The organism is Flavivirga algicola, assembly GCF_012910715.1.
Classification (GTDB): Bacteria; Bacteroidota; Bacteroidia; order Flavobacteriales; family Flavobacteriaceae; genus Flavivirga; species Flavivirga algicola.
In genome coordinates this window covers 172,083-191,900 of record NZ_JABBHF010000008.1, presented here as the reverse complement: position 1 = coordinate 191,900, position 19,818 = coordinate 172,083, and the positions used below count along the sequence as shown (strand labels likewise).

General features: G+C 36.0%; 16 protein-coding genes. All 16 read right to left on the bottom strand.

Annotated features, from left to right (window positions below; translation table 11 throughout):
- Position 1: 1 nt before the first annotated feature.
- Positions 2–1,537, bottom strand: a complete 1,536-nt coding sequence (locus HHX25_RS14870; protein WP_169675130.1) for a YifB family Mg chelatase-like AAA ATPase — start codon at positions 1,535–1,537, stop codon at positions 2–4.
- 193 nt (positions 1,538–1,730) lie between these two features.
- Positions 1,731–3,035, bottom strand: a complete 1,305-nt coding sequence (locus tag HHX25_RS14865) for a D-alanyl-D-alanine carboxypeptidase family protein (RefSeq protein WP_169675128.1) — start codon at positions 3,033–3,035, stop codon at positions 1,731–1,733.
- 88 nt (positions 3,036–3,123) lie between these two features.
- Positions 3,124–3,801, bottom strand: a complete 678-nt coding sequence (locus HHX25_RS14860; RefSeq protein WP_169675126.1) for a lysozyme — start codon at positions 3,799–3,801, stop codon at positions 3,124–3,126.
- Positions 3,802–3,806: 5 nt separating this feature from the next.
- Positions 3,807–4,412 (bottom strand): hypothetical protein, encoded by a 606-nt coding sequence (locus tag HHX25_RS14855; RefSeq protein ID WP_169675125.1) that lies wholly within the window; start codon positions 4,410–4,412, stop codon positions 3,807–3,809.
- A gap of 50 nt (positions 4,413–4,462) precedes the next feature.
- Positions 4,463–5,557, bottom strand: coding sequence for a hypothetical protein (locus HHX25_RS14850; RefSeq protein ID WP_169675123.1), 1,095 nt, complete (start codon positions 5,555–5,557; stop codon positions 4,463–4,465).
- 15 nt (positions 5,558–5,572) lie between these two features.
- Positions 5,573–6,310, bottom strand: a complete 738-nt coding sequence (locus HHX25_RS14845) for a hypothetical protein (protein WP_169675121.1) — start codon at positions 6,308–6,310, stop codon at positions 5,573–5,575.
- On the bottom strand, positions 6,311–6,589 hold the full coding sequence (locus HHX25_RS14840; RefSeq protein WP_169675119.1) for a hypothetical protein: 279 nt from the start codon (positions 6,587–6,589) through the stop codon (positions 6,311–6,313).
- A complete protein-coding gene (locus HHX25_RS14835; RefSeq protein WP_169675117.1) occupies positions 6,582–6,731 on the bottom strand; it encodes a hypothetical protein in 150 nt (49 codons plus the stop codon). The genes HHX25_RS14840 and HHX25_RS14835 overlap by 8 nt, the downstream gene beginning before the upstream one ends.
- A gap of 2 nt (positions 6,732–6,733) precedes the next feature.
- Positions 6,734–8,926 (bottom strand): hypothetical protein, encoded by a 2,193-nt coding sequence (locus HHX25_RS14830; protein WP_169675115.1) that lies wholly within the window; start codon positions 8,924–8,926, stop codon positions 6,734–6,736.
- Between the two features lie 18 nt (positions 8,927–8,944).
- A complete protein-coding gene (locus HHX25_RS14825; protein ID WP_169675113.1) occupies positions 8,945–9,958 on the bottom strand; it encodes a hypothetical protein in 1,014 nt (337 codons plus the stop codon).
- 22 nt (positions 9,959–9,980) lie between these two features.
- Positions 9,981–10,967 carry a hypothetical protein gene (locus tag HHX25_RS14820; RefSeq protein ID WP_169675111.1) on the bottom strand — a complete coding sequence of 329 codons (987 nt, stop codon included), beginning with the start codon at positions 10,965–10,967 and terminating at the stop codon, positions 9,981–9,983.
- A 10-nt stretch (positions 10,968–10,977) separates the two neighbouring features.
- Positions 10,978–12,087: a hypothetical protein gene (locus HHX25_RS14815; RefSeq protein ID WP_169675109.1), complete on the bottom strand. Its 1,110-nt coding sequence runs from the start codon at positions 12,085–12,087 to the stop codon at positions 10,978–10,980.
- 10 nt (positions 12,088–12,097) lie between these two features.
- Positions 12,098–13,393 carry a S8 family peptidase gene (locus HHX25_RS14810; protein WP_169675107.1) on the bottom strand — a complete coding sequence of 432 codons (1,296 nt, stop codon included), beginning with the start codon at positions 13,391–13,393 and terminating at the stop codon, positions 12,098–12,100.
- Positions 13,394–13,450: 57 nt separating this feature from the next.
- Entirely contained in the window at positions 13,451–14,185 is a 735-nt protein-coding gene (locus tag HHX25_RS14805) for a helix-turn-helix domain-containing protein (protein ID WP_169675105.1), read from the bottom strand.
- Positions 14,186–14,515: 330 nt separating this feature from the next.
- Complete coding sequence (locus HHX25_RS14800; RefSeq protein ID WP_169675104.1) at positions 14,516–16,444, bottom strand: Ig-like domain-containing protein; 1,929 nt, start codon at positions 16,442–16,444, stop codon at positions 14,516–14,518.
- A gap of 40 nt (positions 16,445–16,484) precedes the next feature.
- Complete coding sequence (locus HHX25_RS14795; RefSeq protein WP_169675102.1) at positions 16,485–19,742, bottom strand: CBM96 family carbohydrate-binding protein; 3,258 nt, start codon at positions 19,740–19,742, stop codon at positions 16,485–16,487.
- Between the last annotated feature and the right edge of the window lie 76 nt (positions 19,743–19,818).

Sequence of the window (19,818 nt, the reverse complement as noted above, 5' to 3'; positions counted from 1 at the left end):
TCTACCCCAACCACCCCTCACGATCCAAACTTCGATATTGAATCGCCTCACTAATATGCGAACCATTAACAGCCTCAGTTCCTTCTAAATCGGCAATGGTCCTCGATACTTTTAAAATACGATCGTAGGCACGAGCAGACAGGTTAAGCCGTTCCATCGCTGTTTTTAATAATTCTTTGGAGGCCTCGTCCAGCAAGCAATATTTTCGTATCTGTTTTGTATTCATCTGTGCATTATAATGTACCAAATCCGATTCCTTAAAACGATCGGTTTGTATGGCTCTCGCTTTTGTTACACGCTTTCTAATGTCAACCGAGGTTTCTCCTTTTCTATCTTCAGATAACTTTTCAAAGGGCACAGGTGTCACTTCAATATGAATATCAATTCGATCTAATAAAGGCCCTGATATTTTGCTTAAATACCGCTGCATTTCTGCTGGGCTGGATGTTACAGGCGCATCAGGATCGTTAAAATAGCCTCCTGGACTTGGGTTCATACTGGCAACCAACATAAATGATGATGGATACGTCACCGTAAATTTAGCCCTAGAAATAGTGACTTCCCGATCTTCTAATGGCTGACGCAGTACTTCCAAAACACCACGCTTAAATTCAGGTAATTCATCTAAAAACAGGACACCATTATGCGATAAAGAGATTTCCCCTGGTTGTGGAAATGCGCCACCTCCAACCAGGGCTACATCACTAATGGTATGATGCGGACTCCTAAACGGACGCTGCGCCATAAGTCCTGAATCTTTAATGCGGCCAACCACTGAATGTATTTTAGTCGTTTCCAAAGCCTCATAAAGTGTCATGGGAGGTAAAATACTGGGCAAACGTTTTGCCAGCATGGTTTTTCCTGCGCCTGGCGGACCAATTAAAATAATGTTATGACCGCCTGCAGCGGCAATTTCCATACAACGTTTTATCCCTTCTTGTCCCTTAACATCGGAAAAATCAAACTCAGGAAATTCTAAATTTTTATAAAATTCTTTACGGGTATTTATAATGGTTTGCTCAAGCAACTCCCCTTTATCAAAAAAATTAATGACTTGTTTAATCGTATTAACACCATAAACTTCCAACCCGTCTACAATGGCAGCTTCTTTAGCGTTTTGACTAGGCAATATAAAACCTTTAAAACCTTCTTCCCTGGCCTTTACAGCTATAGGCAAAGCCCCTTTTATAGGCTGTAAACTTCCATCTAGGGAAAGTTCTCCCATAATGAGATAACGCTCTAAATTTTCTGCTTGTATTTGTTTAGAGGCTGTAAGAATTCCGATAGCCAAAGTGAGATCGTATGCACTTCCCTCCTTTCGTAAATCGGCAGGTGCCATATTAATGGTAATCTTCTTTCCAGGGATTTTATAACCGTTGTTTTGTAGTGCAGCAGCGATGCGGTAATTACTCTCTTTTATGGCATTGTCTGGTAATCCGACCAAATGATACCCAATGCCTGAATCTACATTAACTTCCACTGTAATAGTTGTGGCTTCCACACCAAAAACAGCACTCCCAAAAACTTTTTTAAGCATATATTTTATTTATTGCTTAAATGTAAGAAAATAATACTTTTAAAAAATAAATTATCTTACTTGTTTTTTAAAGAGTCCAGATTGAATCTATTCTAAAAATAGGGTTCCTGCTTTCGCAGTAATGACAAGTGGTAATCTGTCATTTATTAATAGTTAAATTTCAGAAACTTCTAGAAGCAATTAACAACGTTGTTTATTTTTTCATTGAAACATGCACATGGCTATTATCTTCGTAAAATACCCAATCAAAACCAGCTAACACGGCTAAACCAGCTAATCTTCCCAATTTATTACTATCTCGATCGCTAGTCGTTATATCGGCTCCACGACCTTCATAATGGATACTGTTTGAGGCATGTTCATTATCTTCATCCCAAGCCTCTGTAACGCGAAGTTTTATGGGCGCTCCCCATTCTTCAATAACCAGATCTGCCAGCCTATCAAGTTTCTGACTCATCTTACTCGTCATATAATGATCTGCTCCTGTACCTTCTTCGTCTTTGAAAACAATCTTATCATTTTCGTTTTTAACCAGAGTATCAAACTCTGGAGTACCTCTTAATATTTTTCCAGAGATCTTACCTACAACGTCATATTCTTTTTCATTGGGCACATGTTCTCTTAGTTTCAAGACCTTTTTTTCAAACGCGTTAACATAACTTTTTGAGGATGATACGTCATTCCCATTAGCTCGATATACCCAATGCCAGGGTTCATTAATATCGGTTTCTTGGTAGAAATTATAGGTATTGGCATTTTCTACCAACCAAGACCAAAGCCAACTTGCTTTCCACTTTTCAATCCAAGCAGCCTGAGTTTTGTTTCTTATACGCTCACTATTCTCTGTATTTTTAATATCAACCGCAAGGCCATTGTTATGATTACTAAAACCTGGGGTAGAAATTCTACCTCTAACATATCTTGCTAAGTATTGAGCCGCTTTATCACCATGCTGACCTCCTTCTAAAGATACTCTGTGCGATTGCGTTTCATTATAATAATTTGGGAAATAGTCCATCCATAAATCGAACTGATGGCCAGGTGACCTATAAGCACTACTAATCCCAATGCTTACATCCACATTATTTGCCGCTATAGCTGCTCTAGCCGCTTCTAACAGCTCCTTAAATTTTGAAGCCGCTTCTTTTCTGAGTTTATAATTACCCGAAACTGGCCCCAACTCTTTGTTTGTAAGCTCTGGGTATGGATTTCCTCTACGAGAATAACGCGTATAGTTTATGTCGTATACCGTTTGCATAAAGGTTAACTGCTCCTGGGTAGCACCACTCCACACAACGCGCCCGTCTTCGTATGAATATGGTCTGCTATAGGCGTTTTTAGGTTTAGCTACAGTAGGTTCTAAATAATTAAATGTACTAGTCCAATTTTGGGTGGATAATCCCAAAGTTGATACATGACGCTTTCTACTTATCCTTTGTGTTTTTTTTCGAAGCGATTTAACACCCGAAAACCGACTAATATTCGAATACCTTAACATGGCTCTATAAATTTTAATTCATTAATATTTTTTAAAGACCTAAAATTGCTTAGTTGTCAGAATCAGCAATAAAATCCATAATGTTTTATTAATGCGTTGCATCATAAACATTGTTTTTAAACATATTAATCTCTGCTTGACGTCTTTTTACCAAACCAGCAACACCTCCGTTGGTAACGTCTGCCATTTCATCGGCACCATCATGGTAACGTCCAGCATTTATATGCTTCTTAATTTTTGTTTCTCCTTTACCTGCTCCACCTACGTTAAGAAAGTTTGCTCCTGTATTAAAAAGCAGGCTTACCAGTGCGTCAAATTCATTTTGGCTTAAATGTACTGTGATATCTCTTTTTACAGCATTCTCAAAAGTTACTAACCGTTGTCTAAAAAGCCTATCGGCTTCTGCTACAGAAATACCATTTTTAAAAGCTTCGGGAATGGTAATATTTTCACATTTCTTCTTAGCTATTAAATGTCCATAGCCAATGGTACAATAGCCTTCGGAATCGTTATAAGCATTTGGTCTAAAACTTTCCCATTCTTTAATAAAATTGACACCTTTTGTACTTGTTTTATAATTCTTGATATCCTTCCTCTGGTTAGAAAGGAGATGGCTTACAATTCCTGATGGCAGCGTTGGTATAAACATGGTTTGCGCCTTTAACTTATTAGGGCGTTTCTTTTTATTAACACCAACATTAAAGGCTGATGTAAATTGGGGTCTTCCTTTTGGAACGTTAAATAAAGAATGGAATCGGTTGCTCATAGTGTTTAAATTACGGTACCATCACCATATAGTTTTAGACGTTTAACCTTAATAACATCATTTTCCCACGAATGTGTAAAACGATAATTAAATGTTACTTCTATCATGGACATCGATTGCCCGCCATTATTAGATGTATAATTATTAGGGTCTGCCATAAGTTTAGCTTCCACATTTAATCCAAAAGCAATTGCATCATTGGATTCTACATGATCAATGTCTATATAGCCCACACCATAATCATTGTACTTAAAAGATAAATCGAATTTTGCCGAAATCTCATCACCTATTCGGCTTCCATATTTTTCATAAATTCTTACTGTTTTCTTTTTCCAAACGCCTTTGTTTTGATAAGATTTATCGTCGCTAGGAAGTTTAGCCCCTTCCATTCTAGCTAATTTCACTTTAATATCTCCCTCTGTTTGTGCCCAGGCAAACTCAAAAATTTGCCATCCCACACCAGCGCCAGCAATAACCGCACCAGCTACAGCAACACCTGCTGCCGGGTTCTTTTGAGTGGAAAGTTTTTTCTTTTGTATTAACTTATTGTCAGGATGTTCTGAAAATCCCTTCAGTTCTTCTTCCAGAAATAAAAATCTATTATTATTCATGATATTTATTTTATTAGGTTATTACGTATATTATTCTTTTTATTTAAAAATTAGAGCTGATTCGAACTATCAGATTTGGGCTCGTTTATACTTTCTTCTTTTTTAGGTTCTGTGGTGTCTTCTAAAATAATAGCATCTTCTGCAAAGTCTTGTGAATTTTCGGATTGTTCGGAAGAAAGTTCATTTAATTTATTTATGTCTTCTAAGAAATCTTCGGTAAGTATCTTGTTATCATCTTCTCTTTTCCCTGAATATGAAGGTCTCTCTTTTTCTTCTTCTCTATTTAAAACTTCTTCAATTTTCTGGGTAAAATCTTCATTCGTTTCTTCTTCTAAGCTATCTAGTTTTTTATTCATTGCTATGGCTCCAAAATCATAAGCATCTGCCATTTTCATACTTTGTGCTATTTGGTCAAAAATGGCATGTCTGTTTTTTAGTTCTTTTTTAAATGCTTCATCCGATTCATCAACAATCCCATTATCTTTGTTCTTAGATGCCTCGGCAGGGTCGTTTTGTTCTCTTTTCTTGTCATTGGTAGTCTTTTGACTTAAAATGGCCCGCAAATCTTCTTCAAATTTCTTATCGGCTTCTCTATCTAATTCAATCGGGTTTTGTACTTCTTCAACTTGACTTTCTGTGTTTTGTGCCTCTTGCGGATTATTTTCACCCTTTACTTCTTGCTCCTGTTGTGTTTCTTGCGGACTTACGTCTACAGATTTAGCTAACAAAAATGCCTTATTTTTATCTTCATCATCTTCCAATTCATCATGCGCTGCTATAAAATAATTATTCGCGTCACTATATGGTTCTGTGTTGCTGGAAACCGATTGTGAACCGCTTACTATAATCGCATCTTCAATATTGTCATATCGTTTGGGTTGCTGCGATATGGATGTTCCATTATTATTTTGGTTTCCATAGGTTTCATCATTGGGTGAATGATCGGAACATAGACTTTCAGGCAGGCTTAACGATATAGACTGGTTTTCATCATAATGTGATACAACAATAGTCGCTTTTTTCTTAGACTCCATTTTTGGTTCTAGGACAACTCGGTTATCATTTTTAGATACCGACCTATGTTTTTTCTTAGCCTTATTAACCGAAAAATTCATTACAAAACTCTTATATGATCTTTTTCTCATCGCTTATTATTAATTTTAATTATCTAACTTCATTTTAAACAGTGTAAATGGGTCTGATATCACGATAAGCTCATTATCTTTATCTTTAACCTTATCTGAATCGATTTGAATCTTAAGGTTGCTTTTGGTGGCAGATGTAAAATCTACCATTTCACCATTAAAAACAGCAACTGGCTTATACTTCTTATCAAATATTAAGTTATCACCTTCTACATCGATTGTTGAAGCACTTCTGCTTATATTAAAGTTTACACGACCAACCCTAGGTGGGTTTTCTGTACGACGTGCTTTATTTAGAAGGTTTGCCAACTTACCATAATCTACTTTTTTGTTACTTGCCTTTAATAAATCGACATTTTTCTTTTGTATTTTATCCAAGTCATTCACAGATGTCACGCCTATCTTACGAAGTGTATTCTTGGTATCTGTATCTATCTCATCGATGAGATCTATTGATACATCTTGCGTTGTTGTTGGCTCTTTTGTCGTTTTTCTAATCTGTTGGTCTGTTATTGACCCCAATTGAATGGCTATTTTAGAAGCCCCTTCCTGTCCTGGTTGAGCTGTTATAAAGCTAACATTATCACCATCGAAACTTGGGAACAGTTGCATTTCTAAATTAACATCTTTAACAGCATAGGTCAAAGGCTTGTTAATCGCTTTGATAGCAAGTGTTTCTCTTGCTTTATCAAGCTCAACAATTAATGAATCTAAAAACGACTCAAGATTCCAAGACCTGTTTGCTGTTGCCATTTATTTATTTTCTACGAGTTCGAAATTTATTTTTATGTTATGAAAAACAGGCATAAAAGAGGTCTCTACATAATACATTGGTGGTATGCTCCCAATTTTAACCGTTCCACTATCATCAACTTCCACATTTAATTGACATGGGGTTTCTGTCCTAATTTTTTCAACTTGCATCGCCAAAGTTTGTTGCTCAAAATTAGCCTCCATGTATTGATCTATAGATGTGAATTCCTCTAAGAACCCACTAAACTCAATGAAATCTTCATCTATATAATCACTCATAACCATTTTCTTTTTCTTCTAATGTTACTGGCATTAGCGTTACTTTTTTGTCAAAAAGTATCTTTTGTCCATCTATCAATATGGGATCCATTTCCAAAGTTGTGGAAGCCATTTTTGATAAATCAGGTATTTTATTTTCCATAATTAACGTTCAGATTTAGTTCCTATAAAATGAATGGCCTCGGGCATAGCAATAATATACTCTTGAGGAGCCATAGAAATAACTTGTCCATAGTCATTGGTAATTTCAACTTTGTACATATGTAATTTGCGAAGCACAAACTCTGGATAGCACCAAAGTGTTGATGTATCTCCTTCACGACCTTTCATCTCGGCTCGGTATCTTGCCGATAATGAAAATGATTTCTTTGCATCACTATGTTTTAATGCACCAAGGAGTTCTCCGTCTAATTGTTCTTGATTTAATAGTTGCAGTATGCTATTTATGGCCTTAAAGCTTAGTTCAAAACCACTTTTAAGTCGCGAATGAATACGACGGCGCTTAGGATGTTGTGTGCTTTCTTCAATATTATCGGATATTTTCAATGTTCTGGTTTCCATTTTTGCAATACCAGATTCCTTGGTACTTAAAGCTAAAATGTATTGAATATCGAAAGCAACTTCCCATCTTGGGCTATTAGAATAGCCTCCAGCCCATATTTTATGCCAAAATTTCCTATGGACACTTATATTGTTAAATGGTATCGTATCTCCAATACGATCTCCTATCCTATCGTAAATAACATCTTTAATAAAGTGTATATATTGATTTTTTAGCACACCAATATTTTTACCTGATTTTGATTTCCAGATATAAGATATTTCCAATTTATACTCGGTATTACAAGGAATTCCTTGACTTTCTTTTGTTGTAATGAAAGCTTCTTGAATATCTTGGGAGATATCAATATCAACCAACTTTATGGTTTTTCTAAACACCAATTTCGATGTTTTAGGATCCTTAATAAGAATTTGGATTATTGAGCGCGGTATCTTCTTGTTGAGACGCTCTCCTTTATTAGTTGTGATGCTAAATGGCAATAAAATCTGTCTGTTTTTGGTATACAATACCCGGTTCTTATTTTTGAAAAACACCGTTTTTGTACCAATACAATTGAGATTAAGCTCTTTTACCAAATTGTATGTAATAATATCCTCTTGATAAAGTGATCTGGAAACACTCATTCCTTGGAGTAGTTTACTTATATCGTCGGCAGAATCTACACCTGGATTAATAGCCTCTAAATGTTTTATTTCTTGTTCGTCCATTTTTAAAACAGCATCCCCAATGGCCTTAAATAATTTTACGGGTTGATTCCCTACTGCTTCTATAAGTTCTGGGTTCAAAGCTTTTTCTATCACGGGCATTAAAGCTGGTAATGCAGCTAATAAAGCAGGGGCTACTTTGGCTTTAGAAAAATCAGATTTTATGCTTTTTGAAGATGATTTCGAAATAGGTACAGCATTTAAGGATGTCTCTCTTCCTTCTGTTAATAGAACAGCATCTTTAATTGCCATATATAACTTTTGTGAATCGTCACCAATCGCCTCGATAGCTTCTGGGGTTAAAATTTTTTCTAGAACAGGCTGTAAACCCAAAAGTGTTTCTGGTTTTATATTATAGGTCGAATTTAAATGTTGTAATGATTGTGTTCCAGACTGTTGCACATTTTGACTCATATTCGATATAGCCTGTAACACTTCCACTATTTTATTGGTGATATCGGCAGACTGTTGAGTTTGCTGACCATTATTAGTTCCGCCAAGATTTAAATTTCCTAATAAGCCTCCTAGAATGGGAGCTGCTTGTTGCAATAAATTTGGCAGTGCTCCAACCAGAGCATTCCAAAACATGACCTTGCTTAACGGTGGTTCACGATAACTTAATGCTTTATTTTTTAATTGAATATTCTGCATGGTATTATAATCTTTTGCAATTGATTTTTTATTTGTTTCTAAAGTCAAAGTGACTCCTGCAAATTCAGAATTATGCCTTTTAACCAGCATTAACCTTAGAATATTTGAAACAGTTGGCGCTTTATTTTTAGCATCATTGAAACTATATAATTGTATATATTTTATACGATCGGTTATTTCATGTTCTGGAATCCTTAGTGGAAAAAGACTCGTTAAACCATGTAATGTTTCATTTACTTTATATAAACTAGACGTTTTTTTATTTCCTGAAAGCACTTTTATGGTATCTCTATCTCCTACCCGCAGTTTTATGCTTTTTTCACCCAATACATATCTAAAAAATTTGGCAGTTCCTGTATCGGCATAAAATATATAATGTCCATCTTCATATCCGTTATACTTCAAATATGCCAGAGCCATAGATTTCTTTAATAAATATTATCCAGCTGGTAAAGCTGCTTGTTTTTCGTCTTCTGATGGTGCCGAATACATTTGAGCAAAATTGTCTAACTTAAAATAATCAGTCTTAAACTCAAGTTTTACAAAACCTCTCAACTTAGCTTTAAGTTCATCTTCTGAAGTACTTTTAGCAGAAGACACACTAAATTTTGTTGTTTGCTTACTTTTTGTATTTCCATAATTTGCATTAGCAACTAATTTAGATAAAAACCCAGTTCCTGCTCGTTTCGATGTCCCTTCTGATGATGACGATTTTTCAAGAGCCTTGTCTTTCTTCTCCCCAGTACGTTTACCCTGGAACTCAAAATTCACTTCGGCCTCAATAACCCCTTTTTCAACAACCAATCTTGTTACCCCTTTAAGTATGGTTTCCCTTAAAATGGCTCGCTGTTCCTGTGCCATTTTAATCTTGGCATCCATAATTTGAGCTTTAACTTGGTTATCACCTATATCAACAGCTTCTCCATTGGGGTTTCCAAGTTGCATGACTTCATTGCCATCTGCATCTTCTTCCATGATAACTCCGAACTCATCTGACTTATTTTCTGCCAGATAAGCAAATGCTGCAGTGTCATCTATGGCTTTGATAAATTTTGACAATTCTGATGTTGCGGCCTTCATCAAAGTGATATAATCTTGGGTCTGCGCCTGCATCACTTCGATATTGGCATCGAATACAGATTTCATCAAATCCCTTACGAATAAAGGAAAATCTACAGAATCCACAAGATCTTCAAAGGCATCAACGCCATCTTCAAACCCCTTCTCATGGCGTTTATCGTCAATTAGGTCTGAAGCTTTTTTCGCTTTGGACAATTGTCCATTGGAAGCTGGCACTCCATTATTTTTAAGTGCCTCTATTTGATCTTCGACAACACTGACATACATTTTCTTTTGATCCTCTACATTCATATTCTTGAATGTATCATTATTTGTCAGTATCTCTCTAGCACGGGTTCGTGCCAGGTCTTTTATTTTATTAGGATCTGTCATAATTTACAATCTGGTTTAATGATTAGAAATCCCAATTATCTTCTGCTTCCTGAAGCTCTTCCAAATCACCCTCATAATCGTCTCCTTCGTTATAGTCTCCAGTACTACCTCCTTGTAATTGGTTTTGTGCTATAATAAAGGCTTCTACATTCTTTACCATAGCTTGAAATTGATCTTCACTAAATGTTACCTGGTTATATGTAGCTATATCTAAAATGATATTTCTTGCTGAGTCTGCAATAGTCCTTAATGCTGAAGTATTTGGGTAATAGCTAAACTCTTCTGCACTAACACTTTCTACAATGTTCCATAAGTCCCTAGATATACCATGTCCAAGCTGGTCTCTTAATTCCTCGGCATTAATAATACCTATGGCATCTTCCAAATGTGCATACATTTCTGGAACAAATATTTTTACCATACCTGCTGCTGCCCTGGATAGGTTATGTTGTAAATCTGTGACTACCTGATGGATTCCCGATTTTGAAACACGCAACGGATCTTCTGCGCCTTCATATTTGTCAATATACTTAATGACTTCTCCCATATATGTTTCCCAAAGTGGTAGGAAGCCTTCGTTTACAACCATATCGGATACTGTATTACCATTACCTATATTAAATACTTGCTTGTACCACATGGAACGCTCTTCAAAAGATGTTCTATTGTCCCTTAATTGCATATAGTTGTACAAACGGGTGGCTGTTGTAGTTGATTCAACATCAACTCTACCCATGGTAACATATTTTAAAATGGTATCAGCTACCCTAAATATGCCCATCTCATCACCTAGGATCATAATAGCATATAAAGATGCTGCGTTCTGTATATTTACTACATTTATAGTGCCTCCAGGCAAATTAAGAGGATCTAAAAACTGAAAGGAATTTACATGATCAAAATCATTGACTTCATCATAGTACACATTCTTAACCGGGTCTCTTGTTACGTTACCAGAGCTTTCAAGAACCTCGCTCAGCGTATGCCATAAAATTGCATCTGTACTCATAATATTATTTTTATTTAATTTTCTTTTGTAATTCGATTAGTTCTTCAAACTTACTTTCTGAAATAAGTTTAGCTTGCTCTATAATATTTGTATAATCAAAAGCACTTCCTTCCTCGTTCAAAGTCTTTTTAAGACTTTCATTGTTATGTTTTGCCAATTGATAGAAACGAAGGATTCCTGCTTCGAAAAACTTCTTTTGATTTTTAGGACCTATACCTTTAATAGCTTCATCAAAGTCATCTGCAATATGATTATCTGGATTTTCTCCTCCGCTATCATTATTACTATCATCATCCTCTTTATGCACATAACCTATGCTTACTAAGTATTCAACCATTTTATGAACCAATGCTTCTTTATCAACATCACGCTTTAGGTTTACCTTATCACTGTTAATAAACTCTACAACCAATCTATAAAGGCTACCACTGCTTTTAATTTTATCAATGTATTCGGTTATTGCTATTTCTGGTTGTCCAGAACTATAACTTATCTCTCTATTAGAGAAATACTTTTCTAAATGTGTTTTTTCCTTGCTTGTAACACTTAGGTTTTCTGATGCAATTACCTTGCTAACAAGTGTTACATTGATATAAGATTTCACGATTCCTAATGCATCTAACATCTTTGTAGAAATACCCGATTCATCGGTTACTTCGTGACCAACAATAGCACGGTACGCGAGGTAGAAGAATATCCCTTCTTCAGATAGGATAGCCCGCGAAAAAGCATCCAGACGTGATGCATTAAGTTGCGATGCTACTTTAACCAATACGCCTGTATAGGACTCTTTTTCCAGATATGATTTAATAGCGTTTTTAATATTACTAGGGTATGAAATACTATTTTCTATAATGCTTTTCGTAATAACATCTACCTTAGATGGCGGAGCCATTCTTACAACCCTATTATTTAATTCATAAATAGCTTCTTCAACCATATTATCGAATGTCACCGATGAAGGCGCTATATAATAATTAGATGTTAGCAAGCTAAATGTAGATTTGGTTGAAGTAGATGCGGTTCGAAGCAAATCACTTGTCCTGTCAATCTTTTTATAATATGTAGGCGCCATGGACTTACTACTTATTATACTTTTAAGGGTTCCGTTTTGTATCATAATTTTACTTTTATAAATTATATCGTAACATTTTTAAGGCATCGAGTATGTTAATTCTACCGAATCCTGATTTTTCATCTTTATATCGATTTGAGTACTTATCGCATGTTTGCTTTAAAATATAAATGATGTCTTCATTTTTAATGGTTTTACCTTTCTCTATAGCATACGATTTAAGTAATGCTATGGTACCGCTCACAAAGGGAGATGCTTGTGATGTACCAGAAGACATGGCATAGCCATTATTTAAAAAGGTGCTGTATACATTTACACCTGGAGCCGTTACTGAAACATGCCCTCCAAACGTAGAAAACGGGGCTATATGTCCAATATAATCTGAAGCGCCTACGGCAATAACGCCTTTGAGTGCTCCTGGATAATATTTATCTTTTTTACCATCATTACCAGATGCTGCTACCACACTAACACCACTATCCAAAGCATAAGCAATAATATCTTCATGGGGCAATCCGCCTCCATGGTGTTTTATACCTAAACTCATATTAATGACATCGGCTCCCTTATCGACAGCATATTTAATACCAGCATCGATATCGTCTATCAACCCTGCTCCTACTACCTGCCCTTTATCTTTCAATGCCCCTAAAACTTTGACAGGAATGATCTGGCATTTCGGAGAAACACCTATAGGCATTTTACGTCCTTTAGATGCTATGATACCAGCAACATGAGTTCCATGACCTACAAGATCATCTGGGACATCGTCCATATCTAAAAAATCCCCTACAAACTGAGAGGCTCCATCAATAATATTCACAAAATCTTTATCAAACCTAAATTGGTTATCAAATTCTGAATGGCCAGTTTCTATGCCTGTATCTAAAACAGCAATTTTAACATCGGGGTGTCCCATTGTTATTTTATGCGCTTCTTTTAAATAAATGGCATTTTTTATGTATTTGGAACTTAAACTTTGAGAATCTGAATACTGTTGATCAGGAATATTACTTGTTGTTATCTGTCCTTTTTTCACAAAGGCAACCTCTGGTAAAATCTTAATTTCTTCTATAAGACCTTCTGGTATATCTGGGTTATTGGTCAATAATATGAGTCTATAAACCTTATTTAGATCATTCTTTAATTCTACTTCTGACCATTGGGCTTCTTTGGGTTGATAATTATTGCTTACAAAAAAGTCAATGTTATATTTACCTCTCACCACACGATCTATTGAAGGCACAAAATTTTTACTCACCCCTTGTTTGTTTTCAATTAAGTTTTCCCAATACTTAAATTGGGGCACTTGATTAATTTTATTTAGCTTTATAATGAGGTGTGGTTTCATATTCGGATAAAATTATTTCTCTTTTTCTATTTTCCTTTGAACTATTGAGTTAATGTTTTACACTATTGAGTTTTTATTATTTATTCGAAATTGAGATGGGCTTATGCCTTCCTTTTTCTTGAATAAACGACAATAGTATTGCTGTGTTGAAAAGCCCAAAACATCTGATATTCTACTCACTTGCCAATTTGTAATTATTAAAAAATGCTTGCTTTTTTCTAACTTATATTCATTAACATATTCGGTTGGCTTAAGTCCTGTATACTCTTTTACCCGTTTGCTAAACGTACTTCTGCTCATACCAAGCAAATAACTCAGGCGCTCCATATTAAGTGAGTGGTCGTCTATATGCTCATCAATAACAGTATCCACCTGCTTTAAGAAGCTGTTTATATTATTTTTACTATCAACACCAGTTAGTTCATGGAAGGTGCTTTTTATTTTTAAGAGGTACTTTAAAAGTATCGGAATAAGTGAAGAATCAATAAAACCTGAGCTCTTATTAATATATGGTGGCGTTTTTGTATAAGTTACTTTAAGCTCGGTATCATTAACTGTACTGGGGCAATTGCTATGCATTTGGCAATCACTATTTATTAATACAATATCAAAATTGCTACCAAAAGCCTCGAGGTTTGCAGGGTTTAAAGTTGTATCCTCTGTCTCAAAAAAAGCATAGAGGCAATTTGAAATTTCTCCAATATGTAAAATATCTAATTCAGCTTGCTTGGAACTTAGCTGCATGCACGTTAGTGTTTGACTGCCCAGCTCTTTTAAAGTAGGTTCTATCATTGATGTAGGTTAATAGAAATTAAATTTGTAATTAACTTTTGTTCTTTTAATCAAAGTGAGCGGGAGAGCTACCACAAATGTAAAAAGAGTACACCTTCAAGCCCTCAGGCAAAGCCCTTTAAAAAAAGGGTGTTTTTCCTGATTTTGCAAACACGTAGAACGCTCCGAAAAATGAATTATAGATTTATAAGAAATTAAGATTGCTTAACCTATAAATAAAAAAACTTTAAAGTAAAAAAATGGTAACCTGACTTCAGAAAAGATATAAGAAACATAAAAAACCATTTGTAAAATACCACCACGTTAAACGTGGTGGTATAAAACAGTTGCTTACTCTACAGCTATTAGTAGTGATTTTGTATCACCTAAAGAAAGGCTTTTAACTTTAAATACATAAAGCCCTGTTGTTTGAAAAATATCTGATTTTAATCTCAGTTTCTCAGGACTGGATTCATGCTCGTATAAAAGTCTTCCATGTATATCATAAATACTGATTTGGACATCACTTTTATATCCACTCAAATCAACTACAAAACTACTTCCAACAATTGGATTAGGATAAACTTTTAATTCAGAAGACGTTAATGTAGAAATATCTGATTGTTTTTTAAGCCCTTTGCTTGTTGATGCCGAATTGTAAGTAATCATCAACTGTGGCTCGGTGATATTATGCTCTTTAGCAGCAAAAGCGACATCATCATTACTACCAGAAGCGGTAATGATTATACTTGCTTTATCACCACCGTTCAATAAACCAGCATTTAAGTTCCAGGTATAAATAGTTCCTGGACTAAACGGACCTTGTTTAGTACCCAGTGTTCCTATTGGTAAAGGTGCATTAGCACTGGATATATTGCCTTCGGCCCAATTACTACCGCTACCTAGTGCTACTGAAATAGCCAAAGCTGCATTTCCTGCATCAGAATTACAAGTCATTTTCAATTGCGCCGATGAAATAACACCATTGATTCCACCCAAATCATACTGAAGATACCCTATTCTCACTCTACCTGTATTCTCAACACGTATAAGGGTATTGTTCTTATTTATACCATTTTGGGTATATGCATCATGAATAGGTGAAAGCGTAACTGTTTGAGTTGTATTTGATGTATTTACTGTAACAATACTTGTAGCGGTAAATCTGCCTTCATCAGTAATTGCTGTTATTGTAGTGTTACCAGCAGAAATTGCTGTTATGAGACCGTTGGCATCTACAGTAGCCACAGATGTATTGTCTGAATTCCAAACTACGGCCTTATTTGTAGCATTAAAAGGAGATACTACAGCTGTTAAAGACTCTGTTTGATTTACATCCAATGAAACTGTCCCTGGAGAAACCGAAATACCTGTCACTGCAATTGGACTACCATCGTCTGGCACTAGTGTCCAAACTCTTACCCAGTCGTAGTAAGATGTATTTCTGTTAGGATCGGTTAATGAGGCATTGGTAGGCTTCTGTTCCCAATCGTATGTTTCGGTCACCATACATATAAACATACCCCTATTAAAAGGTGTAGAGGTTTTATCGGTTCTAAATTGAACCGTTTCACCTTCTTTGTCATCAAGATAAAAAGTCACCTCTTTAGAATCACGCCACCATGCACCATAAGTATGAAAACCTTCGTCACTCTGCTGATTTACCTCTTGACCAGAACTGTTTATAGCCTTTATAGGTCCTGTGGTGGTTCCTTTAGAAAAGAATTGCTCATTACCACCGTTGCAATTTCTCCACCTAAAGTGCGTATTGGACTTTTGGTGAGTCGCAAAAACAGGCAAGTTTGTAGCATCTCCAATGGTTTCTACAATATCCAATTCTTGGCTATAGGTGTCTCCTCCACAACCACCTGGTAAAGGCGCCTTTCTATTTTCTAGCCAAAATGTAGTTGACATTCTGGTCGAAGAAGCTTTTAATCTGCATTCGTAATAAGCAAACTTGGTGTTTTCATTCACTGAAGTCACAGCCCCTCCATAGATGTCGTATCCATTAAAAGGGTTACTAAGAATACCATTAGTAATCTTCATATACCCATCACTCACAGAAACTGCATCAGGATTAAACCAAGCTGGCTTCCTGCCGTTCCAAAAGGGATGCTTTTTTCTCCATTTGTTAAGATCGAGGCTATTACCATTGAATTCATCTGAATACAGCTCAGTTAGTTGCCACTTGTACCCAGGAGGCGCAGGTGGCGGATCCGCTAGCGCAGTGGCTCCAATTAAAAATACATATAGTATTAGTATAAATTTTACACTTTTCATATGATCATATACTTTATGAAGTTTCAGTTCTTAAATGATTTTATTTAACAATTGCTTTAATTGTCTGACTATTATTATCATTTAAAATATTAACAAAATAAAGTCCTCTTGATACAAAAATGCTTGAGTCAAGGGTCAGCTGTTTTTCATCAGTGACAGTTTTATAAATCAGTCGTCCTGTACTATCATATATGTTTATATTCGATGAACTATTGCTGTCTTTTAAACTAATTTCAAATGTTCCTTTTGAGATTGGATTAGGAAAAAGCTCAGCAGTTGGTTGGTTTGATGAAAACTTGTTCGAAACCGACACCTTTCTTATACTAGGGGTAGTATAGGTGATTACTAGCTGAGGCTCAGTAACGTTATTTTCTTTAGAAGCAAAAGCCACGTCATTACCGCCTGTAGAAACAACAACCAAACTTATATCCCCACCTCCATTAAATGCACTTTCGTCAAGAGGCCAGGTATAATTTGTTCCAATACTATATGTTCTATTAAGACTACCTAAAAGCGCACCCGAAGCTGGTTTGTTTGCATTAGACAATGTTGTTTCTGTCCAGTTATTGGAAGTACCTAAGTTTATATTAATATTACCATTTCCAGAATCACCGTTACAAGTCATTTTCAGTTCTGCTTTAGTTATTGTTCCTGAAATATTACTTAAATCATACTTAAGATACCCCACTCTTTTTCCAGATTCCACTCTGATAATAGTGTTGTTAAAGTTCATAGAACCTTGTAGATAAGCATCATGAATTGGAGAAAGTGTAATTGTCTCTTCCACATTGTCGCCACAGGTAACCGCAACAGGGGCAGCCCCTTTACCTGAGGGTTTTGTATATGCTTTTGATAAAATAAACTTATCCATTTCAAAACCATCCTCTCGCATCGAAAAAGAAATAGTATGTATCCCCGCAGATGGTACATCTAAGAAAATTTGTTTTTCTACGCCACAATGGTTAGCATTTGTACGTTGCTTACTTTCCCATGTCCAAGCATTTTTACCACTGCACCATTGCATTTTTTTTCCAGACTCGGGCCATGTACCATCAATTCCAACATGGACTCCGTTATCTTCAGATCCAGTAGAATAAGCTCGTACCCAAACATAATATTTTCCAGGAGAATTAAATTTAACTTTATAATTTATAACGCCTGCTACACCTGGGGTGTTAGAAAAATTTACACCATTTATTAATGGATCACTATGTGTTACGCGTGTATCAGGTAATAACTCAATATACTTCCCTCCACTAGCAGCTCCCGTATGGTTACCATCTGGGTCTGGCGTAGGTGTTGCTGCTCCTGTACCAATAGTGAACCATTCTCTTTCGTTAATTTTTAATTGCCCCACAAAATCTTCTGCTTCAACTGCAACAATCCCATTTTTTTCTTCAAAAACCTTATCACAATCTGTATTTGTAGAACCAACAACAGTAACTGCACTAGTTTCTATGAACCCTCCTTCAACTGTTGTTGCAGTAATTGTTGCATTTCCTCTAGCGACTGCAGTTACAATTCCATTACTACTCACTGTCGCTACTGCTGTATTACTTGAACTCCAAATAACGTTTTTGTTTGTTGCATTATCAGGAAGTACAACAGCAGTTAAAGTTCTTGTTTGTTCTGTTTGAAGCGAAAAAGAAGCAGGGTTTACAGTTACACTAGCAGGTTGTATTGACGAAGGGTTACTAGCAGTAGTAATTGTTAATACTGGCTTTTTAGAAGCATTTGTATTTTCATCAGAAGCAAAGGACACATCATTGCCACCTGTAACTACTACAATTAAACTTAATTTATCTCCTCCTCTAATTTGTGCTGGATCCAATGTCCATGTGTACGATTGATTTAGTGCATAAGTTGAATTTAATGTACCTAATTGTGTACCAGAACCAGGCTTATTTGTATTAGATAATGTGGTTTCTGTCCAACCATTGCCATTACCCAAATTTACATTAATAGTGCCATTTCCTGGATCATTACTTGTTGATAACTTAAGTTTGGCACTAGTAATAGTACCTGAAACAGAACTAAGATCAAACATAAGGTAAGAAACCCTATTACCAGATTCTACTCTCAGGTCGGCAGTATTAAAGCGTGTGTTTCCTTGTAAATAAGCATCGTTAATGGCACTAAATGTTTGAGTATCTCCATTTCCAGCCGTTACGGTTATAGAAGAAGATGCTTCAAAACTGCCCTGTTGTGTAGTTACCGTAATGGTTACCGTTCCTTGAGAAACACCAGTTACAACACCACTAGAGTTCACAGTTGCTACTGCTTCGTTACTTGAACTCCAAGATACATTTTTGTTACTAGCTGTAGCTGGAAGCACTGTTGCCGTAAGGGTTGATGTCTGATTTTCAGTTATAGTTATAGCTGTTGGCGAAATGGTTACGCCTGTTACATTATCACCAGGTGTGTTTGGTGTATTTATTACATATCTGCTCCAAAATTTCGGGTTACTATTTGCTTTGTCTCCAATATTGAAAATCCACCAGTTTTCGGCACAATCTGAATAATCAACACCATCATAATGAATATGAGACCAGTCGTGGGGGTATCCATTTGGCCACATAGCATCAATAACTCTATCTGCTTCTCTCCAAAGTTGTTTTGCTTTTGGGTTTACTGAAGATTTTGCCTGAGCTATCCATGTGCTTGCTCTAGATCTGTATTCTGGTGTTTCCCATGGTCCACGATCACCCCAATTAGCACCAAAAGGAGCATTTCCGTCATCAATGGCAAAATACTTTGCTTTATTTTTTACGTAGCTAAGGTCTGATGATGCTGTTTTGTCTTCATTCCAATTACTATGTTGAACAACAATCACATTGTTCTTCACAGTATTGGCCGAAACAGTTTGTAATACTTGTGCAATCCAATCTGCTGTTATATTGGACTGACCAGCTTCTTGAACCCATACCTTACCACCATTCTGTAGAACTGGTATCACTTTGTTTTTTATTCTAGTCACCGATGCCGACCAGTTAGCATCTGCATCTGTCCAATTATTGCTACCAAACGCCATGTTAAACAGTGCGTCTGAGTCTATAAATTGTCCGCCTTGAATGCCTACGGCTCCTGCAACCGCAAAATAGTTTACGCCTGCAAGATCTGGGTGTGCTAGCATACAGCCTAAAGCTGCTTGTGCATGAATATCATCTGGATCTGGTTTACTATCAAATTGAGCTATTAAAATATCTTTGTTTTTGTTAAAAAATGGGCGTTGTGCTAACGCTTGGATGCATGTGGCTAATAATACCAACATACAAATAGGGAAAATTTTATTTTTCATTTTATAATGTAGGGTTAAGTTTATGCTAAAATTTATGCACAGATTAGTTCTATTTAGTCCTATGGAATAAATAACC